This is a genomic window from Streptomyces sp. NBC_00190 (assembly GCF_036203305.1).
Classification (GTDB): domain Bacteria; phylum Actinomycetota; class Actinomycetes; order Streptomycetales; family Streptomycetaceae; genus Streptomyces.
The window spans coordinates 5343044-5366747 of record NZ_CP108131.1; the positions used below are offsets into that span (position 1 = coordinate 5343044).

Consider the following 23704-nt stretch of genomic DNA (forward strand, 5'->3'; position numbering starts at 1 on the left):
TAGCGGATGTAGCGGATGTAGCGGACCTGACGGAGGGGCCCATCAGGGCCGACCCCGTCACCGAACTCTCCCGTGACGAAGGAGCCTCGCCGTGGCCAAGCCTCGCGACGAAATGCTGACCATCCCGCAGGTGGTCGAAGAGATCGGCGTTCCGCGAGCAACGTTCTACCGCTGGCGCCAGTGCAAAAAGGGCCCCAAGTCCATCAAGCTCCCGAACGGTTCCGTCCGGATCCGCCGGTCCGAGCTGACCCGTTGGCTGGAGATGCGGGAGGAAACCGCGTGACGAACGGCACCGAATCCGGGTCTGAGCAGAACAACGGCTTGGACCCGGAAGGGTTTTCACTCGATGTACGCCTGTGGAATGTGACCAAGGCGCAGAGCAAGACCCGCCCGTATCAGCTCCGCTGGATCGTCGGGGGCAAGGTCAGTAGCAAGACGTTCGCCACCGTGGCGCTTGCGGGGAGCCGCCGTTCCGAATTGTGGTTGGCCATGAAGCGCGGCGAGGCGTTCCGTATCAAGGACGGCCTGCCTGAGTCCGAAGTCCGCGCCGCCACGCAGGTCGCAGAACCCCCGGATGCTCGCGAGGAACTGTCCTGGTTCACGTTCTGCCGTGAGTACTTGGCCATGCGTTGGCCTACGGCTGCTGCAAAAACACGCGAGGGCATCGCGGACGGTCTCGCCGCGGTGACCCTGGCCATGGTGGAGCAGGACAAGCACATGCCCGAGGTGGAGGAACTGCGCCTCGCTCTTCGCTGGGCCGTTGTCCCAGCAAACGCCGACTTGGAGCCGCCGGACGAACTCGAAGATGCCCATGAGTGGCTTTCGACGAAATCACTGCTCGTTTCCGCGTTGGAGGATCCGAAGATTCTGCGAGACGTCCAGTACCGGCTTTCGTTCAAGCTGGACGGCACGCCTGCGGCGGGTGAGACGTCCCGCCGCAGGCGCCGCGCGTTGAACACCGCTGTGGAGTACGCGATCGAGCGCAAGCTCCTGGTCGAGAACCCTCTCGCCGGACTCAAGAAGGTGAAGACCGCGTCGTCGGACCGCGTCGACCCGCGTGTTCTCGTCAACAAGACCCAAGCCGCTCAGTTGCTCGCCGCGGTTTCGTACGTCGGGACGTGGGACCGCAAGAAGGGGCGCCGTCTGGTGGCGTTCTACGCGGTGATGTATTTCGCGGCGCTCCGCCCGAGTGAGGCCGTGGGGCTGCGAAAGTCGGACTGCTACCTCCCTGAGAAAGGATGGGGGACGCTCACCCTCCGGGACACGCACCCCGTGTCGGGCAAGCAGTGGACGGACAGCGGGGAACGCCACGACAAGCGCGGGCTGAAGTCCCGGGAGGCCAAGGACGACCGGCCGGTCCCGATCCCTCCGGCACTGGTTGCCATGCTCCGGGCTCACCTGGAGCAGTTCGGCACGGCCAAGGACGGCCGGCTGTTCACCAACGAGCGGCTCGGTCTCGTCGGCAGCAGCACGTACTGGCGGGTCTGGAAGGACGCCCGAGAGTACGCACTTCCGCCGGACCTCCAGACGTCCATTCTGGGTGGGAGGCCGTATGACCTCCGGCACACCTGCATCACGATGTGGCTGAACGCAGGCGTTCCCGTGGCAGAGGTCGCTCGGCGAGTCGGCAACTCGCCCGAAGTGATCCACCGCGTCTACGAGGGCTGCATCTATGGACAGGAGGACGTTATGAACAAGAAGATCGAGAAGGAACTTGACTGGTCGTGAAGCAGACGTACGCAGAGGCGTAAACAGCCTCGGCTGGAACTCCATGAGTCTCTTGACTTCGCGATCATCCGAGTCCTAAACACCTCCTTTGCTGCCCGGTCGGAGCCGACCGGGCAGCTTACCGAACAGGCGCGGCCTCATTCGGAGGGGTAATTTGTTGTACACGCCCCAATCCGCGGTCGCTCTTGAGCGGAGGTGTGGAGCGATGGCAAACCAAGATCCTCCGGCACCTGACCCTACTCCTGAGGGGGAAGGGCAGGCGCAGCAGCAGGATGCGCGCTGGTGGTTAAGGGAACGCGGTCGCCTATGGGCGGTGCCCCCTCTCTTCGGCATTTCTGAAGCGCGAAGCTGCATGGGTCTCTTTGCTGCGCCGTTCCTGGCGGGCTTTACCCTAACGGCGGCTCTTGTGACGCTTTCGCTGGATGCAAGCAAAGCGCCCTTGCTTAACTGGGCTTTGCTGTCCTTCCTCTTGTCCGCCGTGCTGTTTGTCGGGAGTGTGCACGCGACGCTGTGGGCCCGTTCATACCTGACCACCCCGAAGCAGATGTTGGAGTGGTTCCCTGATGATCTAGGAGTCGACCGTCGCCGGTTTCTGATCGCGGAGCAACGAACCCATGCCGACGGATTTAATCAATGGATCAAGCGGGCAGTCAACGCATACGACGCGGCGGTAATCCTTCTGCTCGTTGGGCTAACGATCGTCGTCGTTCCGCCCGGAAGTCACCCGTCCAAGGTGCGGATCGCAGCTGTTGTCGTGGGTGTCATCGCCTGCGCTACGGAGGCGCTTTGGAGCTTCACGAGCCGATGCGTTCGCCGTCGCGAGAAGACACGCCGAGACAGGGTGAGTCAGGGGCTGCCGAACGAGCCCCGGACCTGGTGGGAGACGATCTTCAGGCCGGAGACTCGTCAGCCGGAGCCGTGAGGGCATACGTGCGAGGCGACGTCTATCGCAGGTCTATCGCGACTGGTGCGTAACAACGACAAAGACCTGGACTCAGTGGGACTGGGTCCAGGTCTTCATGCTTGGCACTCGTGCAGGTCAGCAGCGTGATCATGCTGGTCCGGCTGGAGTGCCCCCGGCAGGATTCGAACCTGCGCACACGGCTCCGGAGGCCGTTGCTCTATCCCCTGAGCTACGGGGGCGCGTCGTTCGCTGTGCGGCGACGGGTTGAACACTACCAGCTTCCGTGGGGTGATCAGGAACCGGTTTGCGGGGGAGAGGGGGTGGGTCGCCCGGAGGGGGTGGAAGTGGCAAAAACGCGGACGCGGGGGCCCGGGCCGACCTACTCTCGAGTTGTGTCAGGCGTCTCGGGCCGGGTGCTTGTTGTCGACGACAACAAGGTCATCCGGCAGTTGATCAAGGTCAATCTCGAGCTGGAGGGCTTCGAGGTCGTGACCGCGAACGATGGTGCCGAGTGTCTGGACGTCGTACACCACGTGTGTCCTGACGTGATCACCCTTGATGTGGTCATGCCCCGGCTGGACGGCTTCGGGACCGCTGCGCAGTTGCGGGCCGATCCGCGGACCAGGGACGTGCCCGTCGCGATCGTGAGCGCCTGTACGCAGCACGAGGTGGAGGCCGGGATCACGGCCGGCGTGGATGCCTTCGTCGCGAAGCCCTTCGAGCCCGCCGAGCTGGTGCGGGTCGTACGGCGGCTGGCCGAGGGGAAGGAGCGGCGCGACGGGCGGAAAGGGGCTCCCGCCGGGAGGGGGAGGGGCTGATCCCGTTGCCCGCATTTCACATGGCGAAACCCTTCGCGTGATGGCAGGCCGTCTCCCCTAGGCTGGGTCCCGTGAACCCCGCCGACCTCCCCCGTACCGTCGTACGCGCCGTGCGCTGCGCCGTCGAGGACGGGGAACTGGCCATCGGTGCGGCCGTGCCCGAGCGGGTCGTCGTCGAGCGGACCCGGCCCGGTGGGGTGGGGGACTACGCCACCCCCGTCGCCTTCCAGGTCGCCAAGCGGGCCGGGTGTGCGCCGCACGCCGTGGCGCAGGTGCTCGCCCGTCGGCTCGCGCAGCAGCCCGGGATCGAGCGCGTCGAGGTCACCGGCCCCGGGTTCCTGTGTTTCGTGCTGCCGACGCCCACCGCCCAAGACGTCATCTCGCGGGGGATCGTCGACGACATCGTCATCCGCGATGTGCGGGGAGGGGCCGCTTTCCTCTCGCCCGCCGACGCGGCGGACCCCTCCCTCGAACTGCGGAAGCGGGTCGTGCACGACTGTGTGCTGCGGCTCGTGCGCACCCAGGGCAAGGGTGACGCCGACGGGCTCTCCGTCGCCGCTGTCGCCGGGCGGGACGGGGACGTCCTCGCCCGGTACGGGCGCGACGCCGCCGTGTGGGCCATGCTCGCCGTGCCGGCCAAGGAGACGCCCACGTTCACTGACGCGCTGCTCCTCCAGGGCGAGGCCAGCGAGTTCTTCCGGGTGCGGTACGCCCACGCCCGCGCCCGCGACCTCGTACGCAATGCCGAGCAGCTGGGGTTCGGGCCCGACGCCGGGGACGTGGACGACGCCCCCGCCCTGCTGCGCGTCCTCGCCGACCACCCGCTCGTCCTCGAAGCCGCCGCGCACCACCGCGCCCCCGAGCGGCTCACCCGGCACCTCGTCGAGCTGGCGGACGCGCTGCTCGACTTCCAGTACCGCGTACTGCCCCAGGGGGACGAGAAACCCTTGGCCGCCCACCGTGCCCGGCTGGCTCTCGCCGAAGCCGCCGGGACGGTGCTGGCCGGCGGCCTGGCCCTCCTCGGCATAGACGCACCGACACGCCTGTGACCCGCGAAGAGAGATACCGATGAGCCGTTCCGCGCACCCCGCCGGGCCCCGCCACGCCGACGTCCTGCCCGAGGGGCACTACTCCCCGCCGCCCGCCGACCTCAACGCCCTCGACGAGAAGGTCTGGGCCCGTACCGTCACACGCAACGGTGAGGGCGTCGCCAGTGTCGGCGGGATCGAAGTCACCAAGCTCGCCGAGGAGTTCGGGACGCCCGCCTACTTCCTCGACGAGGAGGACTTCCGGGCGCGGTGCCGGGCCTGGGCGCACGCCTTCGGCAAGGACGCCGATGTCTTCTACGCCGGCAAGGCGTTCCTCTCCAAGGCCGTCGTGAAGTGGCTGAAGGAGGAAGGGCTGAATCTCGACGTGTGCTCCGGCGGGGAGCTGGCCACCGCGCTGGCCGCCGGGATGCCCGCCTCGCGGATCGCCTTCCACGGCAACAACAAGTCCGAGAGCGAGATCACCCGCGCCGTCGAGGCCGGTGTGGGGCGCATCGTGCTCGACTCCTTCCAGGAGATCGCCCGCGTCGCGCACATCGCCCGTGAGCGGGGCGTACGCCAGCCCGTCCAGATCCGCGTCACCGTCGGCGTCGAGGCGCACACCCACGAGTTCATCGCCACCGCCCACGAGGACCAGAAGTTCGGCATCGCCGTGGCCGACGGATCGGCCGCCGAGGCCGTACGGCGCGCCCTCGGTCACGACAGCCTCGAGCTGCTCGGCGTCCACTCCCACATCGGCTCGCAGATCTTCGACATGGCCGGCTTCGAGGTCTCCGCCAAGCGCGTCGTGCGGCTGCTGGCCGCCGTACGCGACGAGCACGGCGTCGAGCTTCCCGAGATCGACCTCGGCGGCGGCCTCGGCATCGCCTACACCTCCGGCGACGACCCGAGCGAGCCGTACGAGATCGCCAAGGCGCTCACCGAGATCGTGGCCCGCGAGTGCGAGGCCGCCGGCCTGGCCGCGCCGCGCATCTCCGTCGAGCCCGGCCGCGCCATCGTCGGCCCCACCGCCTTCACCCTCTACGAGGTCGGCACCATCAAGCCGCTCGAAGGGCTCCGTACGTACGTGAGCGTCGACGGCGGGATGTCCGACAACATCCGGACGGCGCTCTACGACGCCGAGTACTCCGTCGCGCTCGTCTCCCGCACGTCCGAGGCCGAGCCGATGCTCGTCCGCGTCGTAGGCAAGCACTGCGAGAGCGGCGACATCGTCGTCAAGGACGCCTTCCTCCCCGCCGACCTCGCCCCCGGTGACCTCCTCGCGGTCCCCGCCACCGGCGCGTACTGCCGGTCCATGGCCAGCAACTACAACCACGCGCTCCGCCCGCCCGTCGTCGCCGTGCGCGACGGACAGGCCCGCGTGATCGTCCGCCGCGAGACGGAGGAAGATCTCCTGCGTCTCGACCTCGGATGATGAAATAGACATCTCACTCAATGGACCGAAGGTGGAAACTGCTGTCCATTGAGTGAGACTGGTTCCCACCCCGCACGCAAGCCGCGCACGGGGTACTGATGGAAGATCGAAAGGCGTAGGTCGATGATGCGTACGCGTCCGCTGAAGGTGGCGCTGCTGGGCTGTGGAGTGGTCGGCTCGGAAGTTGCCCGCATCATGACGACGCACGCCGACGACCTCACGCAGAGGATCGGCGCGCCCGTCGAGCTCGCCGGTGTGGCCGTACGGCGGCCCTCGAAGGTCCGTGAGGGCATCGACCCGGCGCTCGTCACCACCGACGCCACCGCCCTCCTCAAACGCGGCGACATCGACATCGCCATCGAGGTCATCGGCGGCATCGAGCCCGCCCGTACGCTCATCACCACCGCCTTCGAGAACGGCATCTCCGTCGTCTCCGCGAACAAGGCGCTGCTCGCCCAGGACGGCGCCGCGCTGCACGCCGCCGCGGAGAAGCACGGGCTGGACCTCTACTACGAGGCGGCCGTCGCCGGCGCCATTCCGCTGGTCCGTCCGATGCGCGAGTCCCTCGCGGGCGACAAGATCAACCGCGTCATGGGCATCGTCAACGGCACGACGAACTTCATCCTCGACAAGATGGACTCCACCGGCGCCGGCTACCAGGAGGCGCTCGACGAGGCCACGGCCCTCGGGTACGCCGAGGCCGACCCCACGGCCGACGTCGAGGGTTACGACGCCGCCGCCAAGGCCGCGATCCTGGCCGGCATCGCCTTCCACACCCGGGTCCGCCTCGACGACGTGTACCGCGAGGGCATGACCGAGGTCAGCGCCGCCGACTTCGCCTCCGCCAAGCGCATGGGCTGCACCATCAAGCTCCTGGCGATCCTGGAGCGCGCCGCCGACGGGGAGTCGGTGACCGCGCGCGTGCATCCCGCGATGATTCCGCTCAGCCACCCCCTCGCCTCCGTCCGCGAGGCCTACAACGCGGTCTTCGTCGAGGCCGAGGCCGCCGGTCGGCTCATGTTCTACGGGCCCGGCGCGGGCGGTTCGCCGACCGCGTCCGCGGTCCTCGGCGACCTCGTCGCCGTCTGCCGCAACAAGCTCGCCGAGGCAACGGGGCCGGGCGAGTCGGCGTACACCCAGCTGCCGGTCAGCCCCATGGGGGACGTCGTCACCCGCTACCACATCAGCCTCGATGTGGCGGACAAGCCGGGCGTCCTCGCCCAGGTGGCGACCACCTTCGCGGAGCACGGTGTCTCCATCGACACCGTCCGTCAGCAGGGAAAGGACGGCGAGGCCTCCCTCGTCGTCGTCACTCACCGCGCACCCGACGCCGCCCTCTCCGGGACCGTCGAGGCGCTGCGGAAGCTGGACACCGTGCGCGGTGTCGCCAGCATCATGCGTGTTGAAGGGGAGTAAGGGCCCATGAGCAGCAATCGCACCCACCAGTGGCGCGGCATCATCGAGGAGTACCGGGACCGCCTGCCGGTGACGGATGCCACTCCCGTGGTCACGCTCCGCGAGGGCGGCACTCCTCTCGTTCCCGCGCAGGTGCTCTCCGAGCGCACCGGCTGCGAGGTCCACCTCAAGGTCGAGGGCGCGAACCCCACCGGGTCCTTCAAGGACCGCGGTATGACCATGGCGATCAGCAAGGCCAAGGAGGACGGCGCGCAGGCCGTCATCTGCGCCTCCACCGGCAACACCTCGGCTTCCGCCGCCGCCTACGCGGTGCGCGCCGGGATGGTCTCCGCGGTGCTCGTGCCCCGCGGCAAGATCGCGCTCGGCAAGATGGGCCAGGCCCTCGTGCACGGCGCCAAGATCCTGCAGGTGGACGGCAACTTCGACGACTGCCTGGACCTGGCCCGCGCGCTCTCCGACAACTACCCGGTGGCGCTGGTCAATTCGGTCAACCCGGTGCGCATCGAGGGCCAGAAGACGGCCGCGTTCGAGATCGTCGACGCGCTCGGTGACGCGCCCGACATCCACGTGCTGCCCGTCGGCAACGCCGGCAACATCACCGCGTACTGGAGGGGGTTCAAGGAGTACAAGGCCGACGGCCTGGCCTCCCGTACGCCCCGCGTGTGGGGTTTCCAGGCCTCCGGCTCCGCGCCGATCGTGCGCGGAGAGGTCGTCAAGGAGCCGCACACCATCGCCACCGCGATCCGCATCGGCAACCCGGCGTCCTGGGACTACGCCCTGCAGGCGCGCGACGAGTCGGGGGGCTTCATCGACGAAGTGACCGACCGTCAGATTCTGGCCGCCTACCGGCTGTTGGCCGCCCAGGAGGGCGTCTTCGTCGAGCCCGCCTCGGCCGCCTCCGTGGCCGGTCTGCTCAAGGCCGCCGAGCAGGGCCTCGTCGACCCGGGCCAGAAGATCGTATGCACCGTCACCGGCAACGGCCTCAAGGACCCCGACTGGGCGGTCGCCGGCGCTCCGCAGCCCGTCACCGTCCCGGTGGACGCCGAAGCCGCGGCCATCCGCCTCGGCCTGGTCTGAGTCCGGATCCGGCCGGAAGGTCCGGCGGAAAGGTCCGCCGCGCCGGTCCTGCGCACCGCCCGAGAGCCGGGTTCCGGAGGGCGAACGAGCCCTCCGGAACCCGGCAACTCGCCCCGTACGACAACAAAAGTGTGGCCGAATTCCATCGGAGTTAGCCGTCGCGCGCGACACGCATCGTGCGCCTCCCGTGCGCCCTATGTCGCGAGAGAACCTTCCTTCGATAGGCTGTACTTACATCCGCCACCGCGCATATGACTGCGGTGCTGCCCACAGGGCCTTCGGGTGTCGTACGTTCTCCAGTACATTCGCAGCGAGCCAGCGAAGAGCGAAGATCTCGCACAGTCACAAGGAGTGTCATCGGACGATGGCCGGTCCAGCGTTCCGCGCCGCCGCCGTACGGGTGCGCGTCCCCGCCAGCAGTGCCAATCTCGGCCCGGGCTTCGACGCCCTGGGCCTGGCCCTGGGGCTCTACGACGACGTAGTCGTCCGGGTGGCCGACTCCGGCCTGAACATCGACATCGCGGGTGAGGGCGCCGACACCCTCCCGCGGGACGAGAGCCACCTGCTCGTACGCTCCATGCGCACCGCCTTCGACCTGCTGGGCGGGCAGCCGCGCGGCCTTGAGGTCGTCTGCGCCAACCGCATCCCGCACGGCCGGGGCCTCGGCTCCTCCTCCGCGGCCATCTGCGCCGGCATCGTCGCCGCCCGCGCCGTGACCATAGGCGGAGAGGCCAGGCTCGACGACGCGGCGCTGCTGGAGCTCGCCACCGAGATCGAGGGCCACCCCGACAACGTCGCCGCCTGTCTGCTCGGCGGCTTCACCCTGGCCTGGATGGAAGGGGGCAGCGCCAAGGCGATCCGGATGGAGCCCGCCGATTCCATCGTTCCGGTGGTCTTCGTCCCCTCCAAGCCCGTCCTCACGGAGACCGCGCGCGGCCTGCTGCCGCGCACCGTCCCGCACGTGGACGCGGCCGTCAACGCAGGTCGCGCGGGACTGCTCGTGGAGGCCCTGACCAGGCGTCCCGAGCTCCTGCTGCCGGCCACCGAAGACCGGCTCCACCAGGAGTACCGGTCCCCGGCGATGCCCGAGAGCGTCGCCCTCGTGAACCGGCTGCGGGCGGACGGCATCCCCGCGGTCATCTCCGGCGCGGGCCCCACGGTCCTCGCGCTGGTCGACAACGGCGCGGCCGACAAGGTCGCGCAGCTCGCGGGCGAGGGGTGGGCGGCGAACCGGCTCGCACTCGACGCCGCGGGCGCGAGCGTACTTCCGCTGGGCACCCAGGGCGGCTGAATCAGGGCCGGTCAGGGGCGGGCGGCCAGGGCAGGCCGCCCGAGCGGAAGGGCGCGATTGCCGGTGATTGAGAGGGGGAATATCTGTTGGATCCGGTAGTGTTACTCTCAAGTGCGTATCCGAAGCCGCCATGGCTCGGTGCTCAGTGTCCCCATCCGGGACCACCTTTCTTCCGGGAGCCTCCCCGACTGCTTTGATCACTTCCAGCAGTTTCGAGCACGCTCCGGAATCGGCGTGACATTCCCACGCTTCCAGCTCGGGGGCTTCTCGCCGGAACCACTCATGCACGTTTCTTTCCGCCGTATCTCTACCGGCGGACCACCGCCCCGGCCGCAGTTCATGCCCCATCAGGTCACGGACTGTTGTCGGACAGCACAACCGGTCGCCGAGCCAGACAGGCCGACGTCCGCTCCAGGGAAGGACCCTTCGTGAGCGACACCACCGATCTGATGGGCGCTGCCGACACATCTGTCGACACCAGTGCCCCCGCCGCGGGCGCCGCACCCAAGCGTCGCCGCACCGGCACCGGCCTTGACGGCATGGTCCTGGCCGAGCTGCAGCAGGTCGCGTCGGGCCTCGGCATCAGGGGCACCGCGCGGATGCGCAAGAGCCAGCTGATCGAGGTCATCAAGGAGACGCAGGCGGGCGGCGCGGGTGCGTCCAAGGCCGCCTCCACCGCCGCGGGCGCCGCCGACACCGCCGAGGCCAAGCCGAAGCGCCGTGCCACCAGCAAGGCCCGTACGGGCGAGGCCGCCGCCGAGGCGCCCGCCGAGAAGCCTGCCGCGCAGGCGCAGATCGACATCCCGGGGCAGCCGGCCAGTGACGACGCCCCGGCCGGCGAGCGCCGCCGCCGTCGGGCCACCGCGCCCTCCGGCAGCCCGGAGGCCTCCGCCCCCGTCGCCGTGCAGGTCGAGCAGAAGACCGAGACCGTCAAGGCCGAGGCCGCCACCACGACCGCCACCGCGCCGCAGACGGACGTGAAGGCCGAGGCCGCCACCGCCGTCTCCGCCCCCGCGCAGGACGGCGAGGGCCGCGGCCGTCGCGACCGCCGTGACCGTGCCGAGCGCGGTGAGCGCGGCGACCGCCAGCGTGACCGCCGCGACCGCGGTGCCAAGGCCGACGAGCAGGGTCAGGGCGCCCAGGGCCAGGGCGGCCAGGGCCAGCAGGGCCAGGGCGCGCAGGGCCAGGGCGCGCAGGCCGGCGGCCGTCAGGACCGCGCCGACCGCCAGCAGCAGGGCGGCGGCCGTCAGGACCGCCAGCAGCAGGGCCGTCAGGACCGCCAGGACAACGGTCCGCAGGACGACTTCGACGACGAGGGCGGCCGTCGCGGCCGTCGCGGCCGTTACCGCGACCGCCGTGGCCGTCGTGGCCGCGACGAGTTCGCCCCGAACGAGCCGCAGGTCGCCGACGACGATGTCCTGATCCCCGTCGCGGGCATCCTCGACATCCTCGACAACTACGCGTTCATCCGGACCTCGGGCTACCTGCCCGGCCCCAACGACGTGTACGTCTCCCTGGCCCAGGTCCGCAAGGCGGGTCTGCGCAAGGGTGACCACACCACGGGTGCCGTGCGCCAGCCCAAGGACGGCGAGCGCCGCGAGAAGTTCAACGCCCTGGTCCGGCTCGACTCGGTGAACGGCATGGCGCCCGAATCCGGCCGCGGCCGACCGGAGTTCCAGAAGCTGACCCCGCTCTACCCGCAGGACCGGCTCCGCCTGGAGACCGACCCGGGCGTGCTGACGACCCGCATCATCGACCTCGTGTCGCCGATCGGCAAGGGTCAGCGAGGCCTGATCGTGGCCCCGCCGAAGACCGGTAAGACCATGATCATGCAGGCGATCGCCAACGCGATCACCACCAACAACCCCGAGTGCCACCTGATGGTCGTCCTGGTCGACGAGCGTCCGGAAGAGGTCACCGACATGCAGCGGTCGGTCAAGGGCGAGGTCATCTCCTCGACCTTCGACCGCCCGGCCGAGGACCACACCACCGTCGCCGAGCTGGCCATCGAGCGCGCCAAGCGCCTCGTCGAGCTGGGTCACGACGTGGTCGTCCTGCTGGACTCCATCACCCGTCTGGGCCGCGCGTACAACCTCGCGGCGCCCGCCTCCGGCCGCATCCTGTCCGGTGGTGTCGACTCGACCGCGCTGTACCCGCCGAAGCGCTTCTTCGGTGCCGCGCGCAACATCGAGGACGGCGGCTCGCTGACCATCCTGGCCACCGCGCTGGTCGACACCGGCTCGCGCATGGACGAGGTGATCTTCGAGGAGTTCAAGGGCACCGGCAACATGGAGCTCAAGCTCGACCGCAAGCTCGCCGACAAGCGCATCTTCCCGGCTGTCGACGTCGACCCGTCGGGCACCCGCAAGGAGGAGATCCTCCTCAACGCGGAGGAGCTCGCCATCGTCTGGAAGCTGCGCCGGGTGCTGCACGCGCTCGACTCGCAGCAGGCGATCGAGCTGCTCCTCGACAAGATGAAGCAGACGAAGTCGAACGCCGAGTTCCTGATGCAGATCGCGAAGACGACTCCGTCGGGCAAGAACGACGACTGATCCGCTTCACGGCATCACCACAGCCGCCCCCGCCGCGCCCGCGGCGGGGGCGGCTGTGCTCTTGCACACACCCCGTCCGCGCTCCGGACGCCGTGGAACCCCGGGGGGCGCGCGGCCGTCTGTGTCAGGGGACCGCACGGTTGCGGCGGCCTCAGACGACCCGGGGAAACGGACTCAGGACCGAGGAGAGCATGAGCGACGACAGCACGGGCAGCGGCGGGCGCGCCGCGAGCCGGCGCCGACGGAAACCGCCGAAGCGCCGCAGAGCCCTCGTCATCGCCGCGTGGAGCGCCGCCGGCGTGGTCCTGGTGGGCGGGGCGGGGGTCGGCTACTTCTACTTCAAGCTCAACGGCAACCTGAAGACCGTCGACATCGACCAGGCGCTCGGTGCCGACCGCCCGCAGAACGTCGACAACGGCTCCATGGACATCCTGGTGCTGGGCTCCGACTCCCGCGGCGGCGCCAACGGCGAGTACGGCCAGGACGACGGCGGCTCCGCCCGCTCCGACACCGCGATGATCGTCCACCTCTACGAAGGCCACAAGAAGGCCAGCGTCATATCGATCCCGCGCGACACCATGACCGCCCGCCCCGCCTGCACCACGGCCAACGGCAAGACCGACCCCGGCGGGACGCGCAGGCAGTTCAACGAGGCGTTCACCGTCGGCGGGGCGGCCTGCGCGGTCAAGACGGTCGAGAAGATGTCCGGCATCCGCATGGACCACTACATCGAGGTCGACTTCACGGGCTTCAAGAAGATCATCGACACCCTCGGCGGCGTGGACGTGAACATCACGAAGCCGATCAAGGACGGGGCCAGCCACCTCGAACTCGCGGCGGGCCCGAACAGGCTCAACGGAGAGCAGTCCCTCGGCCTCGTCCGTACCCGCAAGAGCGTCGGCGACGGCAGCGACCTCGGCCGAATACAGCTCCAGCAGGCCTTCATCAAGGCGCTGATCAAGCAGGTGAAGGGCGTCGGCCTGTTCGACAACCCCAAGCGGCTGCTCGACCTCGCCGACACCGGCACCAAGGCGCTCACCACCGACAAGGCGCTCGGCGATGTGAAGTCCCTCATGGGCTTCGCCCAGAGCCTCCAGGGCATCGACGCCCAGGGCATGCAGATGATCACGCTGCCGGTGACCGCGGACCCGATCGATCCCGACCGCGTGGCGCCGCTGACCAAGCAGTCCAAGATGGTCTGGGACGCCCTGCTCGCCGACCAGCCCGTCCCTCCGGAGGCCACAGAGAACTCGATGGGCGACAAGGGCACCGTCGGCGGGATCGTCCAGTAGCGCCCTGTCCACAAGGGGGTCCGCGACGGTCCGGAGCCGGTCCGGAATAGATGCCGGCCCCTCTCCGTTGAGGGAGGCGTCCTCAGAATTTTGACAGGCAGCCCGGTCCTGGCAGACTGGTCTGTCGGCCCCGGTTCACGCAGCGCGCAATTCGGCTCCTGCGACCCGGCGCCCTCCCGAATCTAGGAGACACCTTGAAGAGCGAGATCCACCCCGAGTACGTCGAGACCCAGGTCAGCTGCACCTGTGGCGCGTCGTTCACCACCCGTAGCACCCTCACCGAGGGCACCATCCGTGCCGAGGTCTGCTCCGAGTGCCACCCCTTCTACACGGGCAAGCAGAAGATCCTCGACACCGGTGGCCGTGTGGCCCGCTTCGAGGCTCGCTTCGGCAAGGGTGCGGCCAAGAAGTAGCGCGACCCAGGCGCCGGTTTCCGGCCGCTCCCTGTCCACTCGGGGGCGGCCGGACCGGCGCCTTTGTCGTCGTCTAGCCCGTAACCCAGCCCCGTGCGGTCCCATCGCACTTTCACACCAGGAGTACCCCGATGTTCGAGGCGGTCGAGGAACTGATCGGCGAGCACGCCGATCTTGAGAAGAAGCTCGCCGACCCTTCGGTCCACTCCGATCAGGCCAACGCCCGCAAGCTGAACAAGCGCTACGCGGAGCTGACCCCGATCGTTGCGACCTTCCGTGCCTGGAAGCAGTCGGCCGAGGACATCGAGACGGCCAAGGAGTTCGCGGCCGACGACCCGGACTTCGCCGCCGAGGTCAAGGAGCTGACCCAGCAGCGCGAGGAGCTCACCGAGAAGCTCCGCCTGCTCCTGGTCCCGCGCGACCCCAGCGACGACAAGGACGTGCTCCTGGAGGTCAAGGCTGGCGCGGGCGGCGACGAGTCGGCCCTGTTCGCCGGCGACCTGCTGCGCATGTACCTGCGCTACGCCGAGCGCGTGGGCTGGAAGACCGAGATCATCGACGCCACCGAGTCCGAGCTCGGCGGCTACAAGGACGTCCAGGTCTCCGTCCGCACCAAGGGCGGCAACGGCGCCACCGAGCCCGGCCAGGGCGTGTGGGCCCGCCTGAAGTACGAGGGCGGCGTGCACCGCGTCCAGCGCGTTCCGGCCACCGAGTCCCAGGGCCGCATCCACACCTCCGCCGCCGGCGTGCTCGTCACCCCGGAGGCCGAGGAGGTCGAGGTCGAGATCAACATGAACGACCTCCGCATCGACGTGTACCGCTCGTCGGGCCCCGGCGGCCAGTCCGTCAACACCACCGACTCGGCCGTGCGCATCACGCACATCCCGACCGGTGTGGTCGCCTCCTGCCAGAACGAGAAGAGCCAGCTCCAGAACAAGGAGCAGGCGATGCGCATCCTGCGCTCGCGTCTGCTGGCCGCCGCCCAGGAAGCCGCCGAACAGGAGGCCTCCGACGTGCGCCGCAGCCAGGTGCGCAGCGTGGACCGCTCCGAGAAGATCCGTACGTACAACTTCCCGGAAAACCGGATCTCGGACCACCGGACCGGCTTCAAGGCGTACAACTTGGACCAGGTGCTCGACGGGGACCTCGACCCGGTCATCCAGGCCTGTGTCGACACGGACTCCGCCGCGAAGCTCGCGGCCGCGCACTGACCCCTGCCTGACCTGCCTGCCCCCGCTTCACCCCGTACGACAGCAGCCCGGAGGACCAGCGTGAACTTGCTGCTTGCCGAGGTGGCCCAGGCCACCCAGCGGCTGGCCGCCGCCGGCGTGCCCTCACCGCGCTTCGACGCGGAGGAGCTCGCGGCCTTCGTGCACGGCGTCAAGCGGGGGGAACTGCACCACGTCAAGGACGCGGACTTCGACGCCCGCTACTGGGAGGCCGTCGCCCGCCGCGAGGCGCGCGAGCCGCTCCAGCACATCACCGGCCGCGCCTTCTTCCGGTACCTGGAGCTCCAGGTCGGGCCCGGGGTCTTCGTCCCGCGGCCCGAGACCGAGTCGGTCGTGGACTGGGCCATACACGCCGTCCGTGCGATGGACGTGGTCGAGCCGATGATCGTCGACCTGTGCACCGGTTCCGGCGCGATCGCGCTGGCCATGGCGCAGGAGGTGCCGCGCTCGCGCGTGCACGCGGTCGAGCTGTCCGAGGACGCCCTGCGGTGGACCCGCAAGAACGCTGAGGGCTCCCGGGTCACCGTCCACCAGGGTGACGCGCTGAGCGCCCTGCCGGAGCTCGACGGCCAGGTCGACCTGGTCATCTCCAACCCGCCGTACATCCCGCTCACCGAGTGGGAGTACGTGGCCCCCGAGGCCCGCGACCACGACCCGGAGATGGCCCTGTTCTCCGGCGAGGACGGCCTCGACACCATCCGCGGCATCGAGCGCACCGCGCACCGGCTGCTGCGGCCGGGCGGCATCGTCGTCATCGAGCACGCCGACACCCAGGGCGGCCAGGTTCCCTGGATCTTCGCCGACGAACGGGGCTGGGCCGACGCCGCCGACCACCCCGACCTGAACAACCGCCCCCGCTTCGCCACCGCCCGCAAGGCCCTGCCGTGACGGGCGCGACCCACCCCTCCACCCCCCTGCTGCACGAGGAGTCCCGCTGATGGCCCGGCGATACGACTGCAACGACGCGACGGACCGCAAGACGGGTCTGCGTGAAGCCGCATCCGCCGTGCGCCGCGGCGAGCTCGTCGTGCTGCCCACCGACACCCTGTACGGGATCGGCGCGGACGCCTTCAGCCCCGAGGCCGTCCATGACCTGCTCGCCGCCAAGGGCCGGGGCCGCGGCATGCCCACCCCTGTCCTCATCGGCTCCCCGAACACCCTGCACGGCCTGGTCACCGACTTCTCCGAGCAGGCCTGGGAGCTCGTCGACGCGTTCTGGCCGGGCGCGCTGACGCTGGTCGCCAAGCACCAGCCCTCGCTCGCGTGGGACCTCGGCGACACCCACGGCACCGTGGCCGTACGCATGCCCCTGCACCCCGTCGCGATCGAGCTGCTGACCGAGGTCGGCCCGATGGCGGTGTCCTCGGCCAACCTGTCCGGGCACCCGGCGCCGGAGGACTGCGACGCCGCGCGCGAGATGCTCGGGGACTCGGTGTCCGTGTACCTCGACGGCGGGCCGACCCCCGGCATCCAGCCGTCGTCGATCGTCGACGTCACCGGGAAGGTTCCCGTCCTGCTGCGGGAAGGGGCGCTCACCGCGGACCAGCTGCGGGAGGTCGTACCCGACCTCGAGGTCGCCCCGTGAGCCCTGAGGGGCGTGGCATAGCAACGGGGTACCTCCCAGCAGAGGCTGGGGGAGACACCTTCCGCATCCTCCACGTCAGCACCGGCAACGTGTGCCGCTCGCCCATCACCGAGCGGCTGACGCGGCATGCCCTCTCGCACCGGCTCGGTGGCCTCGCCCACGGGGACCTCATCGTGGAGAGTGCCGGCACCTGGGGCCACGAGGGCGCCCCCATGGAGGCGAACGCGGCCGCCGTGCTGGCCGACTTCGGGGCCGACGCCTCCGGGTTCACAGGGCGGGAGCTGCTGGACGAGCACGTCATACGCGCGGACCTGGTGCTGACCGCCACCCGCGACCACCGGGCCCAGGTCATCTCGATGGGGCATTCGGCGGGGCTGCGCACCTTCACGCTGAAGGAGTTCACCCGGCTGGTCCGGGCGATAGATCCGGCCACGCTGCCGCCGCTGGACGACGGCATGGCGGAGCGGGCGCGGGCGCTCGTACGGGCCGCCGCGGCCCTGCGGGGCTGGCTGCTGGCCCCGTCGCCGGACGCGGACGAGGTGTACGACCCGTACGGGGCGCCGATCACCTTCTTCCGCTCGATCGGCGACGAGATCAACCAGGCGCTGGACCCGGTGGTCACGGCCCTGACGGGCGTCACCGCGTCCCGCTGACCCCGCGGGGCCGACGGCGGTACCCGGGAGGACGGCCCGTCGCAGGGCACGATGCGCGGCCTCGGCCTACAGTGGCTGGTACCCGGTATCCCCTGGAGTCGCGCCATGAGCGTCATCACCCAGCCCACGGACCTCCTGCGACGGCAGGACCCGCAGATGGCCGACGTGCTCGCGGGGGAGCGGCAGCGTCAGGCGAGCACGCTGCAGCTGATCGCCGCCGAGAACTTCACCTCGCCCGCCGTGCTCGCCGCGCTCGGGTCCACGCTCTCCAACAAGTACGCCGAGGGGTACCCCGGTGCCCGCTACCACGGCGGGTGCGAGTACGTCGACGTGGCCGAGCAGGTCGCCGTGGAGCGGGCCAAGGCGCTGTTCGCGGCCGAGCACGCCAACGTACAGCCGCACTCCGGCTCCTCCGCCGTCCTGGCCGCCTACGCCGCGCTGCTGCGGCCCGGGGACACGGTGCTGGCGATGGGGCTCCCGTACGGGGGCCACCTGACCCACGGCTCGCCCGCCAACTTCTCCGGCCGGTGGTTCGACTTCGTCGGGTACGGCGTCGACGCCGAGACGGGGCTCATCGACTACCAGCAGGTGCAGGACCTCGCCCGCGCGCACCGCCCCAAGGCGATCGTCTGCGGGTCCATCTCCTACCCGCGCCACCCCGAGTACTCCGCCTTCCGGGAGATCGCCGACGAGGTGGGGGCCTACCTGATCGCCGACGCCGCCCATCCGATCGGGCTGGTGGCCGGCGGGGCCGCGCCCAGCCCGGTCCCGTACGCCGACGTCGTCTGCGCGACCACGCACAAGGTGCTGCGCGGTCCGCGCGGCGGGATGCTCCTGTGCGGCTCCGAGTTGGCCGAGCGGATCGACCGGGCGGTGTTCCCCTTCACCCAGGGCGGCGCCCAGATGCACACCATCGCCGCCAAGGCCGTCGCCTTCGGGGAGGCCGCGGGTCCCGCCTTCACCACGTACGCCCACCGGGTCGTCGGCAACGCCAGGGCGCTGGCGGAGGCGCTGGAGGACCACGGCTTCACGCTCACCACCGGCGGGACCGACACCCACCTGATCACCGCGGACCCGGCACCGCTGGGAGTCGACGGCCCGACCGCGCGCGGCCGGCTGGCCGCCGCCGGGATCGTGCTCGACACCTGCGCCCTCCCGTACGGGGACCAGCGCGGCATCCGGCTGGGCACGGCCGCCGTGACCACCCAGGGGATGGGGGAGCCGGAGATGCTCCGCATCGCGGCACTGTTTGCCGCCGCGATCCACGGGGAAGCCGCGAAAACCCGTGCGGAGGTCAACGAGCTCACAATGGGATTTCCCCCGTACGGTGAGTAATCAGGACAAGAGGGACGTACTGCAACCGGGATACCGCCCCCTCGCGTCCTCGATGGTGGCGACATCACAGCTAATGTGTGGGGCTGAGATGGCCGGCGATACATCTGGGGCAGCCCGTGCGTGAATATCTGCTGACGCTTTGCGTCACGGTCGCGGTGACCTACCTGCTGACCGGGCCCGTGCGGAAGTTCGCGATCGCGGCCGGGGCCATGCCGGAGATCCGCGCGCGTGACGTGCACCGCGAGCCCACGCCGCGGCTGGGCGGCATCGCCATGTTCGGCGGACTGTGCGCGGGACTGCTGGTCGCGGACCACCTGCGCAACCTCAACGGCGTCTTCGAGCTGTCGAACGAACCGCGCGCGCTGCTCTCCGGCGCCGCCCTGATCTGGCTGGTCGGCGTACTCGACGACAAGTTCGAGCTCGACGCCCTGATCAAGCTCGGCGCGCAGATGATCTCCGCCGGCGTGATGGTCATGCAGGGTCTGACCATCCTGTGGATCCCCGTCCCGGGGATCGGCACGGTCCCGCTCACCCAGTGGCAGGGCAACCTGCTCACGGTGGCGCTCGTCGTGATCACCATCAACGCCGTGAACTTCGTGGACGGACTGGACGGCCTCGCCGCCGGCATGGTCTGCATCGCCGCCACCGCGCTGTTCCTCTACGCCTACCGGCTGTGGTTCGGCTACGGCATCGAACAAGCCGCGCCCGCGACCCTCTTCGCCGCGATCCTGATGGGGATGTGCCTGGGCTTCCTGCCGCACAACATGCACCCCGCCCGGATCTTCATGGGCGACTCCGGCTCGATGCTGATCGGCCTGGTGCTGGCCGCCTCCGCGATCTCCATCAGCGGGCAGGTGGACCCGGACGCGCTGGCCCTCTTCGCGGGCGGCGAGCGCAACGCGACGCACGCGATGCTCCCCGCCTACATCCCGCTGCTGCTGCCGCTGACCATCATCGCGATCCCGATGGCGGACCTGATCCTGGCCATCGTCCGGCGTACCTGGAAGGGCCAGTCGCCCTTCGCGGCCGACCGCGGGCACCTCCACCACCGGCTGCTGGAACTCGGGCATTCACACAGCCGCGCTGTGCTCATCATGTATTTCTGGTCGGGGCTGATCGCCTTCGGCACCGTGGCGTACTCGGTGAATTCCGCATCGATGTGGATCGTGCTGGCGATCGCCGCGCTCAGCGCGGTGGGCCTGATCCTGCTGCTCCTGCCGCGCTTCACCCCGCGTGCCCCGCGCTGGGCGCAGGGGCTGGTGCCGCCGCGCTACCGGCACTCCGTGCGGGCCGCCGAGGCCGCGGCGGAGGCCGCCGCCGCAGACGCCTCGGGAGCCGAGCCGGAACCCGTCAGGCCGATCGCCGCCGGTGTGTCAGGCGTCAACGGGGCGACCGCCATCGGCCCCCGTTCGCGCTTCCCCGAGCGGCGTAAGGCTGAATCTGCCCGCTGACGGCGCCGACGCATGTCGGACATGAACGCCCTTTACCAGACAAAGGGTTCTGCTGTCGCGCACACACGCGCAGGGTCACTCTCATGTGTGACAGTCAGCACACTCTGCAGGTAAAGCTCTCATCAAATAGTTTGTGATACCGTTCACTAAACCCGGCGACAGAGCCGAAGGACCGTAGTGCGACGGTCCATTGGCCCGAGGTTCCCTCTCGGACCGGGCTTACGCTCGTCCTGTACGAGTCCCGTGCCCCCACCACCACGCGGAGCAAACCGCCATGCGGTCAGATGACGTCCGATCCCTCCTTCAAGCTGCCGTACCCACTGCTGTCGCAGGCGCTGTAGCCGCCTTGATCAGCGGGCTGGTCGTCGGCAGCAAGGGCGCGGTCGGTGCCATCGTCGCGACGCTGGTAGTGATCCTGTTCATGGGCATCGGATTCGTCGTTCTGCAGCGCACGGCGAAATCACTCCCGCACCTTTTCCAGGCCATGGGGCTCATGCTCTATGCGACCCAGATCCTGCTGCTCTTCGTCTTTCTCGCCGCGTTCAAGAACACCACCCTGTTCAACCCCAGGGCCTTCGCGATCTCGCTCGTCGCCACCACCCTCGTGTGGATCGGTGCGCAGACGCGTGCTCACATGAAGGCCAAGATCCTTTACGTCGAACCGGACTCGATGAAGGGCGACAAGCCCGAAAATCCGGGGCCCAAGTCGTGAAGGGTAGGGTCGGGATAAGTGCGCCTACGGTGTCCTGCTATCGTCCGGTGCCAACTGCGGCACTGCGGGCGCGGGCATCTGAGCTGACGCCTGTCCCATCGCGAGGCTCGATGCCTGACTGCCGCCCCACCATCCGAAACACCAGTCCAGTGCCGAACCGCGGCTGCGCGCCGCGCCGACACAACGAGGTTGCCGTACCTATGCGCCACGCTGAAGGAGCCCGCGGTGAGTGCTGACCCGACGCAGGTGCTCGCTTTCGAGACCGACTGTCACATCTTCGACGGATGTGGCTTCCCCGGCCCGGGCCTGCACTCGTTCCTCTTCGAGCCGCTCTGGGGCGAGCCTGGCCTGACCAGCACGTACTTCAACAAGCCGATGCTGCTGGCCCTCCTGGGCTCCGTCATCATCGTGGGCTTCTTCTGGGCCGCCTTCGCCAAGCCGAAGGTCGTCCCCGGCAAGCTCCAGATGGTCGCCGAGGCCGGCTACGACTTCGTGCGCCGCGGCATCGTGTACGAGACGCTGGGCAAGAAGGAGGGCGAGAAGTACGTCCCCTTCATGGTCTCGCTGTTCTTCTTCGTCTGGGTCCTGAACCTCTGGTCGATCATTCCGGTGGCCCAGTTCCCGGTGACGGCGATCATCGCGTACCCCGCCGCCCTGGCTCTGATCGTGTACGCGATCTGGATGAGCGTCACGTTCAAGCGCCACGGCTTCGTCGGCGGCCTCAAGAACCTGACGGGCTACGACAAGAGCCTCGGCGGCGTGCTGCCGCTCGTCATGGTCATCGAGTTCTTCTCGAACGTCCTGGTGCGGCCCTTCACCCACGCGGTCCGACTGTTCGCGAACATGTTCGCCGGTCATACCCTGCTGCTGCTCTTCACGATCGCCAGCTGGTACCTGCTGAACGGCATCGGCATCGCCTACGCGGGTGTCTCGTTCGTGATGGTCATCGTGATGACCGCCTTCGAGCTCTTCATCCAGGCCGTCCAGGCGTACGTCTTCGTCCTCCTGGCCTGCAGCTACCTCCAGGGCGCGCTCGCCGAGCACCACTGAGCCAGGCCCGCCCCGCTCAGCCCCCCCGTATTCGTCCGGTGGCCAACCCCCACCGGTCCGTGAAAGAGAAGGAAGAACTGGCATGTCCCAGACCCTTGCCGCCGTCACCGGCTCCCTCAGCTCCGTTGGTTACGGTCTTTCGGCCATCGGCCCCGGCGTCGGCGTCGGCATCATCTTCGGTAACGGCACCCAGGCTCTCGCCCGCCAGCCCGAGGCTGCCGGCCTGATCCGCGCCAACCAGATCCTCGGCTTCGCCTTCTGTGAGGCGCTCGCCCTGATCGGTCTGGTCATGCCGTTCGTCTACCCGACCTCCTGATCCTCGGTCTCGACGAACAGCCCACTAGACGAAAGGCACTGATGTGAACCTCCTGGTTCTCGCGGCAGAGACGGAAAACCCGCTCTTCCCGCCGATCCCCGAGCTCGTCATCGGTCTGATCGCCTTCGTCATCGTCTTCGGTTTCCTCGCGAAGAAGCTCCTCCCGAACATCAACAAGGTTCTGGAAGAGCGCCGCGAGGCGATCGAGGGCGGTATCGAGAAGGCGGAAGCCGCTCAGACCGAGGCTCAGAGCGTGCTGGAGCAGTACAAGGCCCAGCTCGCCGAAGCCCGGCACGAGGCCGCGCGCCTGCGCCAGGAAGCGCTGGAGCAGGGCACTGCGCTGAAGGAAGAACTGCGCGCAGAGGGCCAGCGGCAGCGTGAGGAGATCATCGCTGCCGGTCACGCCCAGATCGCGGCAGACCGCAAGGCCGCCTCTCAGGCGCTGCGCCAGGACGTGGGCAAGCTCGCCACCGACCTGGCCGGCAAGCTCGTCGGCGAGTCCCTTGAGGACCACGCCCGGCAGAGCCGCACGATCGACCGCTTCCTCAGCGAGCTTGAGGAGAAGGCCGAGGCCGCCCGATGAACGGAGCGAGCCGCGAGGCACTGGCCTCCGCGCGCGAGCGTCTCGACGCGCTGACGGACAACATGTCCGTCGACGCGGCGAAGCTTGCCGGTGAGCTGGCTGCCGTCACCGCGCTGCTCGACCGTGAGGTCTCGCTGCGTCGGGTCATCACGGACCCGGCGCAGTCCGGCGAGGCCAAGGCCGAGCTCGTCGCCCGGCTGCTCGGCGGTCAGGTTGGCGGGGAAGCCCTCGACCTGGTGTCCGGCATGGCCCGGTCGCGCTGGTCGCAGTCCCGTGACCTGGTGGATTCGCTGGAGGAGCTGGCGGCCACCGCCGACCTCACGGCGGCCCAGCAGGCCGACGCGCTCGACAACGTCGAGGACGAGGTCTTCCGCTTCGGCCGGATCGTGTCCTCGAGCACCGAGCTGCGTTCCGCGCTGACCGACCGCGCGGCCACCGCCTCCGCCAAGAGCGAGCTGCTGCGCAGCCTGCTCGGCGGCAAGGTGAACGCCGTCACCGAGCGCCTGGTGATCCGTCTCGTCACGCAGCCGCGTGGACGTAGCCTGGAAGCGGGACTCGAGTCCCTTTCCACGCTCGCCGCCGAGCGCCGCAACCGCATGGTCGCCACCGTGACCAGCGCGGTTCTGCTCAGCGACGTGCAGAAGGCGCGTCTCGGCGCGGTGCTGGCCAAGCTGTACGGCCGCCAGATGCACCTGAACCTCGACGTGGACCCCGAGGTCCTCGGCGGGATCTCGGTGCGAGTCGGCGACGAGGTCATCGACGGCACCATCGCGGACCGCCTCGCCGAGGCGTCCCGCCGCATGGCCGGCTGACCAGCCACCAACAGAACAAAAGCATTC

Annotated in this window: 22 protein-coding genes, 1 tRNA gene and 1 pseudogene; 23 read left to right on the plus strand and 1 reads right to left on the minus strand. The window is 69.4% G+C overall.

What is annotated here, in order from left to right:
- Positions 1-88: 88 nt before the first annotated feature.
- The 3 genes and pseudogenes from OG429_RS25940 to OG429_RS25950 form a co-directional block, all read left to right on the plus strand.
- A pseudogene (locus tag OG429_RS25940) lies at positions 89-283 on the plus strand (helix-turn-helix transcriptional regulator); the annotation flags it as partial.
- A complete protein-coding gene (locus OG429_RS25945) occupies positions 280-1728 on the plus strand; it encodes a tyrosine-type recombinase/integrase (RefSeq protein WP_328927664.1) in 1449 nt (482 codons plus the stop codon). The pseudogene OG429_RS25940 and the gene OG429_RS25945, both read left to right, overlap by 4 nt.
- 205 nt (positions 1729-1933) lie before the next feature.
- Entirely contained in the window at positions 1934-2650 is a 717-nt protein-coding gene (locus OG429_RS25950; RefSeq protein ID WP_328927665.1) for a hypothetical protein, read from the plus strand.
- Between the two features lie 149 nt (positions 2651-2799).
- On the opposite strand, the gene OG429_RS25955 is transcribed toward OG429_RS25950, so the two are convergent.
- Positions 2800-2871 (minus strand) — tRNA-Arg (locus OG429_RS25955).
- A gap of 105 nt (positions 2872-2976) precedes the next feature.
- Here OG429_RS25955 and OG429_RS25960 point away from each other — a divergent pair.
- From OG429_RS25960 to OG429_RS26055, 20 genes are all read left to right on the plus strand, one after another.
- Positions 2977-3450 carry a response regulator gene (locus OG429_RS25960; RefSeq protein ID WP_405681356.1) on the plus strand — a complete coding sequence of 158 codons (474 nt, stop codon included), beginning with the start codon at positions 2977-2979 and terminating at the stop codon, positions 3448-3450.
- A 71-nt stretch (positions 3451-3521) separates the two neighbouring features.
- Complete coding sequence (gene nrtL, locus OG429_RS25965) at positions 3522-4499, plus strand: ArgS-related anticodon-binding protein NrtL (protein ID WP_328927667.1); 978 nt, start codon at positions 3522-3524, stop codon at positions 4497-4499.
- Positions 4500-4518: 19 nt separating this feature from the next.
- On the plus strand, positions 4519-5910 hold the full coding sequence (gene lysA, locus OG429_RS25970; protein WP_328927668.1) for a diaminopimelate decarboxylase: 1392 nt from the start codon (positions 4519-4521) through the stop codon (positions 5908-5910).
- 126 nt (positions 5911-6036) lie between these two features.
- Positions 6037-7326, plus strand: coding sequence for a homoserine dehydrogenase (locus OG429_RS25975; RefSeq protein ID WP_328930421.1), 1290 nt, complete (start codon positions 6037-6039; stop codon positions 7324-7326).
- A gap of 6 nt (positions 7327-7332) precedes the next feature.
- On the plus strand, positions 7333-8403 hold the full coding sequence (gene thrC / locus OG429_RS25980) for a threonine synthase (protein ID WP_328927669.1): 1071 nt from the start codon (positions 7333-7335) through the stop codon (positions 8401-8403).
- A gap of 364 nt (positions 8404-8767) precedes the next feature.
- Positions 8768-9694 (plus strand): homoserine kinase, encoded by a 927-nt coding sequence (thrB, locus tag OG429_RS25985; protein WP_328927670.1) that lies wholly within the window; start codon positions 8768-8770, stop codon positions 9692-9694.
- Positions 9695-10122: 428 nt separating this feature from the next.
- Positions 10123-12246, plus strand: coding sequence for a transcription termination factor Rho (gene rho / locus OG429_RS25990; protein WP_328927671.1), 2124 nt, complete (start codon positions 10123-10125; stop codon positions 12244-12246).
- Positions 12247-12437: 191 nt separating this feature from the next.
- Complete coding sequence (locus OG429_RS25995) at positions 12438-13538, plus strand: LCP family protein (RefSeq protein ID WP_328927672.1); 1101 nt, start codon at positions 12438-12440, stop codon at positions 13536-13538.
- 194 nt (positions 13539-13732) lie between these two features.
- On the plus strand, positions 13733-13951 hold the full coding sequence (rpmE, locus tag OG429_RS26000) for a 50S ribosomal protein L31 (protein ID WP_328927673.1): 219 nt from the start codon (positions 13733-13735) through the stop codon (positions 13949-13951).
- 131 nt (positions 13952-14082) lie between these two features.
- Positions 14083-15162, plus strand: coding sequence for a peptide chain release factor 1 (gene prfA / locus OG429_RS26005; protein ID WP_328927674.1), 1080 nt, complete (start codon positions 14083-14085; stop codon positions 15160-15162).
- 60 nt (positions 15163-15222) lie between these two features.
- Positions 15223-16068 (plus strand): peptide chain release factor N(5)-glutamine methyltransferase, encoded by an 846-nt coding sequence (gene prmC, locus OG429_RS26010; RefSeq protein ID WP_328927675.1) that lies wholly within the window; start codon positions 15223-15225, stop codon positions 16066-16068.
- 49 nt (positions 16069-16117) lie between these two features.
- A complete protein-coding gene (locus tag OG429_RS26015) occupies positions 16118-16765 on the plus strand; it encodes an L-threonylcarbamoyladenylate synthase (RefSeq protein ID WP_301366446.1) in 648 nt (215 codons plus the stop codon).
- Positions 16762-17418, plus strand: coding sequence for an arsenate reductase/protein-tyrosine-phosphatase family protein (locus OG429_RS26020; RefSeq protein ID WP_328927676.1), 657 nt, complete (start codon positions 16762-16764; stop codon positions 17416-17418). The genes OG429_RS26015 and OG429_RS26020 overlap by 4 nt, the downstream gene beginning before the upstream one ends.
- Before the next feature lie 105 nt (positions 17419-17523).
- Entirely contained in the window at positions 17524-18753 is a 1230-nt protein-coding gene (glyA, locus tag OG429_RS26025; protein ID WP_328927677.1) for a serine hydroxymethyltransferase, read from the plus strand.
- A gap of 116 nt (positions 18754-18869) precedes the next feature.
- Positions 18870-20204 carry an MraY family glycosyltransferase gene (locus tag OG429_RS26030; RefSeq protein WP_328927678.1) on the plus strand — a complete coding sequence of 445 codons (1335 nt, stop codon included), beginning with the start codon at positions 18870-18872 and terminating at the stop codon, positions 20202-20204.
- A 274-nt stretch (positions 20205-20478) separates the two neighbouring features.
- Positions 20479-20916: a hypothetical protein gene (locus OG429_RS26035; protein WP_328927679.1), complete on the plus strand. Its 438-nt coding sequence runs from the start codon at positions 20479-20481 to the stop codon at positions 20914-20916.
- 210 nt (positions 20917-21126) lie between these two features.
- Positions 21127-21966 carry a F0F1 ATP synthase subunit A gene (atpB, locus tag OG429_RS26040; RefSeq protein WP_328930422.1) on the plus strand — a complete coding sequence of 280 codons (840 nt, stop codon included), beginning with the start codon at positions 21127-21129 and terminating at the stop codon, positions 21964-21966.
- A gap of 82 nt (positions 21967-22048) precedes the next feature.
- Entirely contained in the window at positions 22049-22282 is a 234-nt protein-coding gene (locus OG429_RS26045) for a F0F1 ATP synthase subunit C (protein WP_072483720.1), read from the plus strand.
- A 43-nt stretch (positions 22283-22325) separates the two neighbouring features.
- Positions 22326-22865 (plus strand): F0F1 ATP synthase subunit B, encoded by a 540-nt coding sequence (locus OG429_RS26050; RefSeq protein WP_328927680.1) that lies wholly within the window; start codon positions 22326-22328, stop codon positions 22863-22865.
- Positions 22862-23677, plus strand: coding sequence for a F0F1 ATP synthase subunit delta (locus OG429_RS26055; protein WP_328927681.1), 816 nt, complete (start codon positions 22862-22864; stop codon positions 23675-23677). Before OG429_RS26050 ends, OG429_RS26055 begins: the two co-directional genes overlap by 4 nt.
- Positions 23678-23704 lie beyond the last annotated feature (27 nt).

Bases quoted from the DNA above. Each gene is read 5' to 3' on its own strand.
- OG429_RS25950 (WP_328927665.1), top strand. From the start codon at position 1,934: ATGGCAAACCAAGATCCTCCGGCACCTGACCCTACTCCTGAGGGGGAA.
- lysA (WP_328927668.1), top strand. From the start codon at position 4,519: ATGAGCCGTTCCGCGCACCCCGCCGGGCCCCGCCACGCCGACGTCCTG.
- OG429_RS25975 (WP_328930421.1), top strand. From the start codon at position 6,037: ATGCGTACGCGTCCGCTGAAGGTGGCGCTGCTGGGCTGTGGAGTGGTC.
- thrC (WP_328927669.1), top strand. From the start codon at position 7,333: ATGAGCAGCAATCGCACCCACCAGTGGCGCGGCATCATCGAGGAGTAC.
- thrB (WP_328927670.1), top strand. From the start codon at position 8,768: ATGGCCGGTCCAGCGTTCCGCGCCGCCGCCGTACGGGTGCGCGTCCCC.
- OG429_RS25995 (WP_328927672.1), top strand. From the start codon at position 12,438: ATGAGCGACGACAGCACGGGCAGCGGCGGGCGCGCCGCGAGCCGGCGC.
- prfA (WP_328927674.1), top strand. From the start codon at position 14,083: ATGTTCGAGGCGGTCGAGGAACTGATCGGCGAGCACGCCGATCTTGAG.
- OG429_RS26015 (WP_301366446.1), top strand. From the start codon at position 16,118: ATGGCCCGGCGATACGACTGCAACGACGCGACGGACCGCAAGACGGGT.
- glyA (WP_328927677.1), top strand. From the start codon at position 17,524: ATGAGCGTCATCACCCAGCCCACGGACCTCCTGCGACGGCAGGACCCG.
- OG429_RS26035 (WP_328927679.1), top strand. From the start codon at position 20,479: ATGCGGTCAGATGACGTCCGATCCCTCCTTCAAGCTGCCGTACCCACT.
- OG429_RS26045 (WP_072483720.1), top strand. From the start codon at position 22,049: ATGTCCCAGACCCTTGCCGCCGTCACCGGCTCCCTCAGCTCCGTTGGT.
- OG429_RS26055 (WP_328927681.1), top strand. From the start codon at position 22,862: ATGAACGGAGCGAGCCGCGAGGCACTGGCCTCCGCGCGCGAGCGTCTC.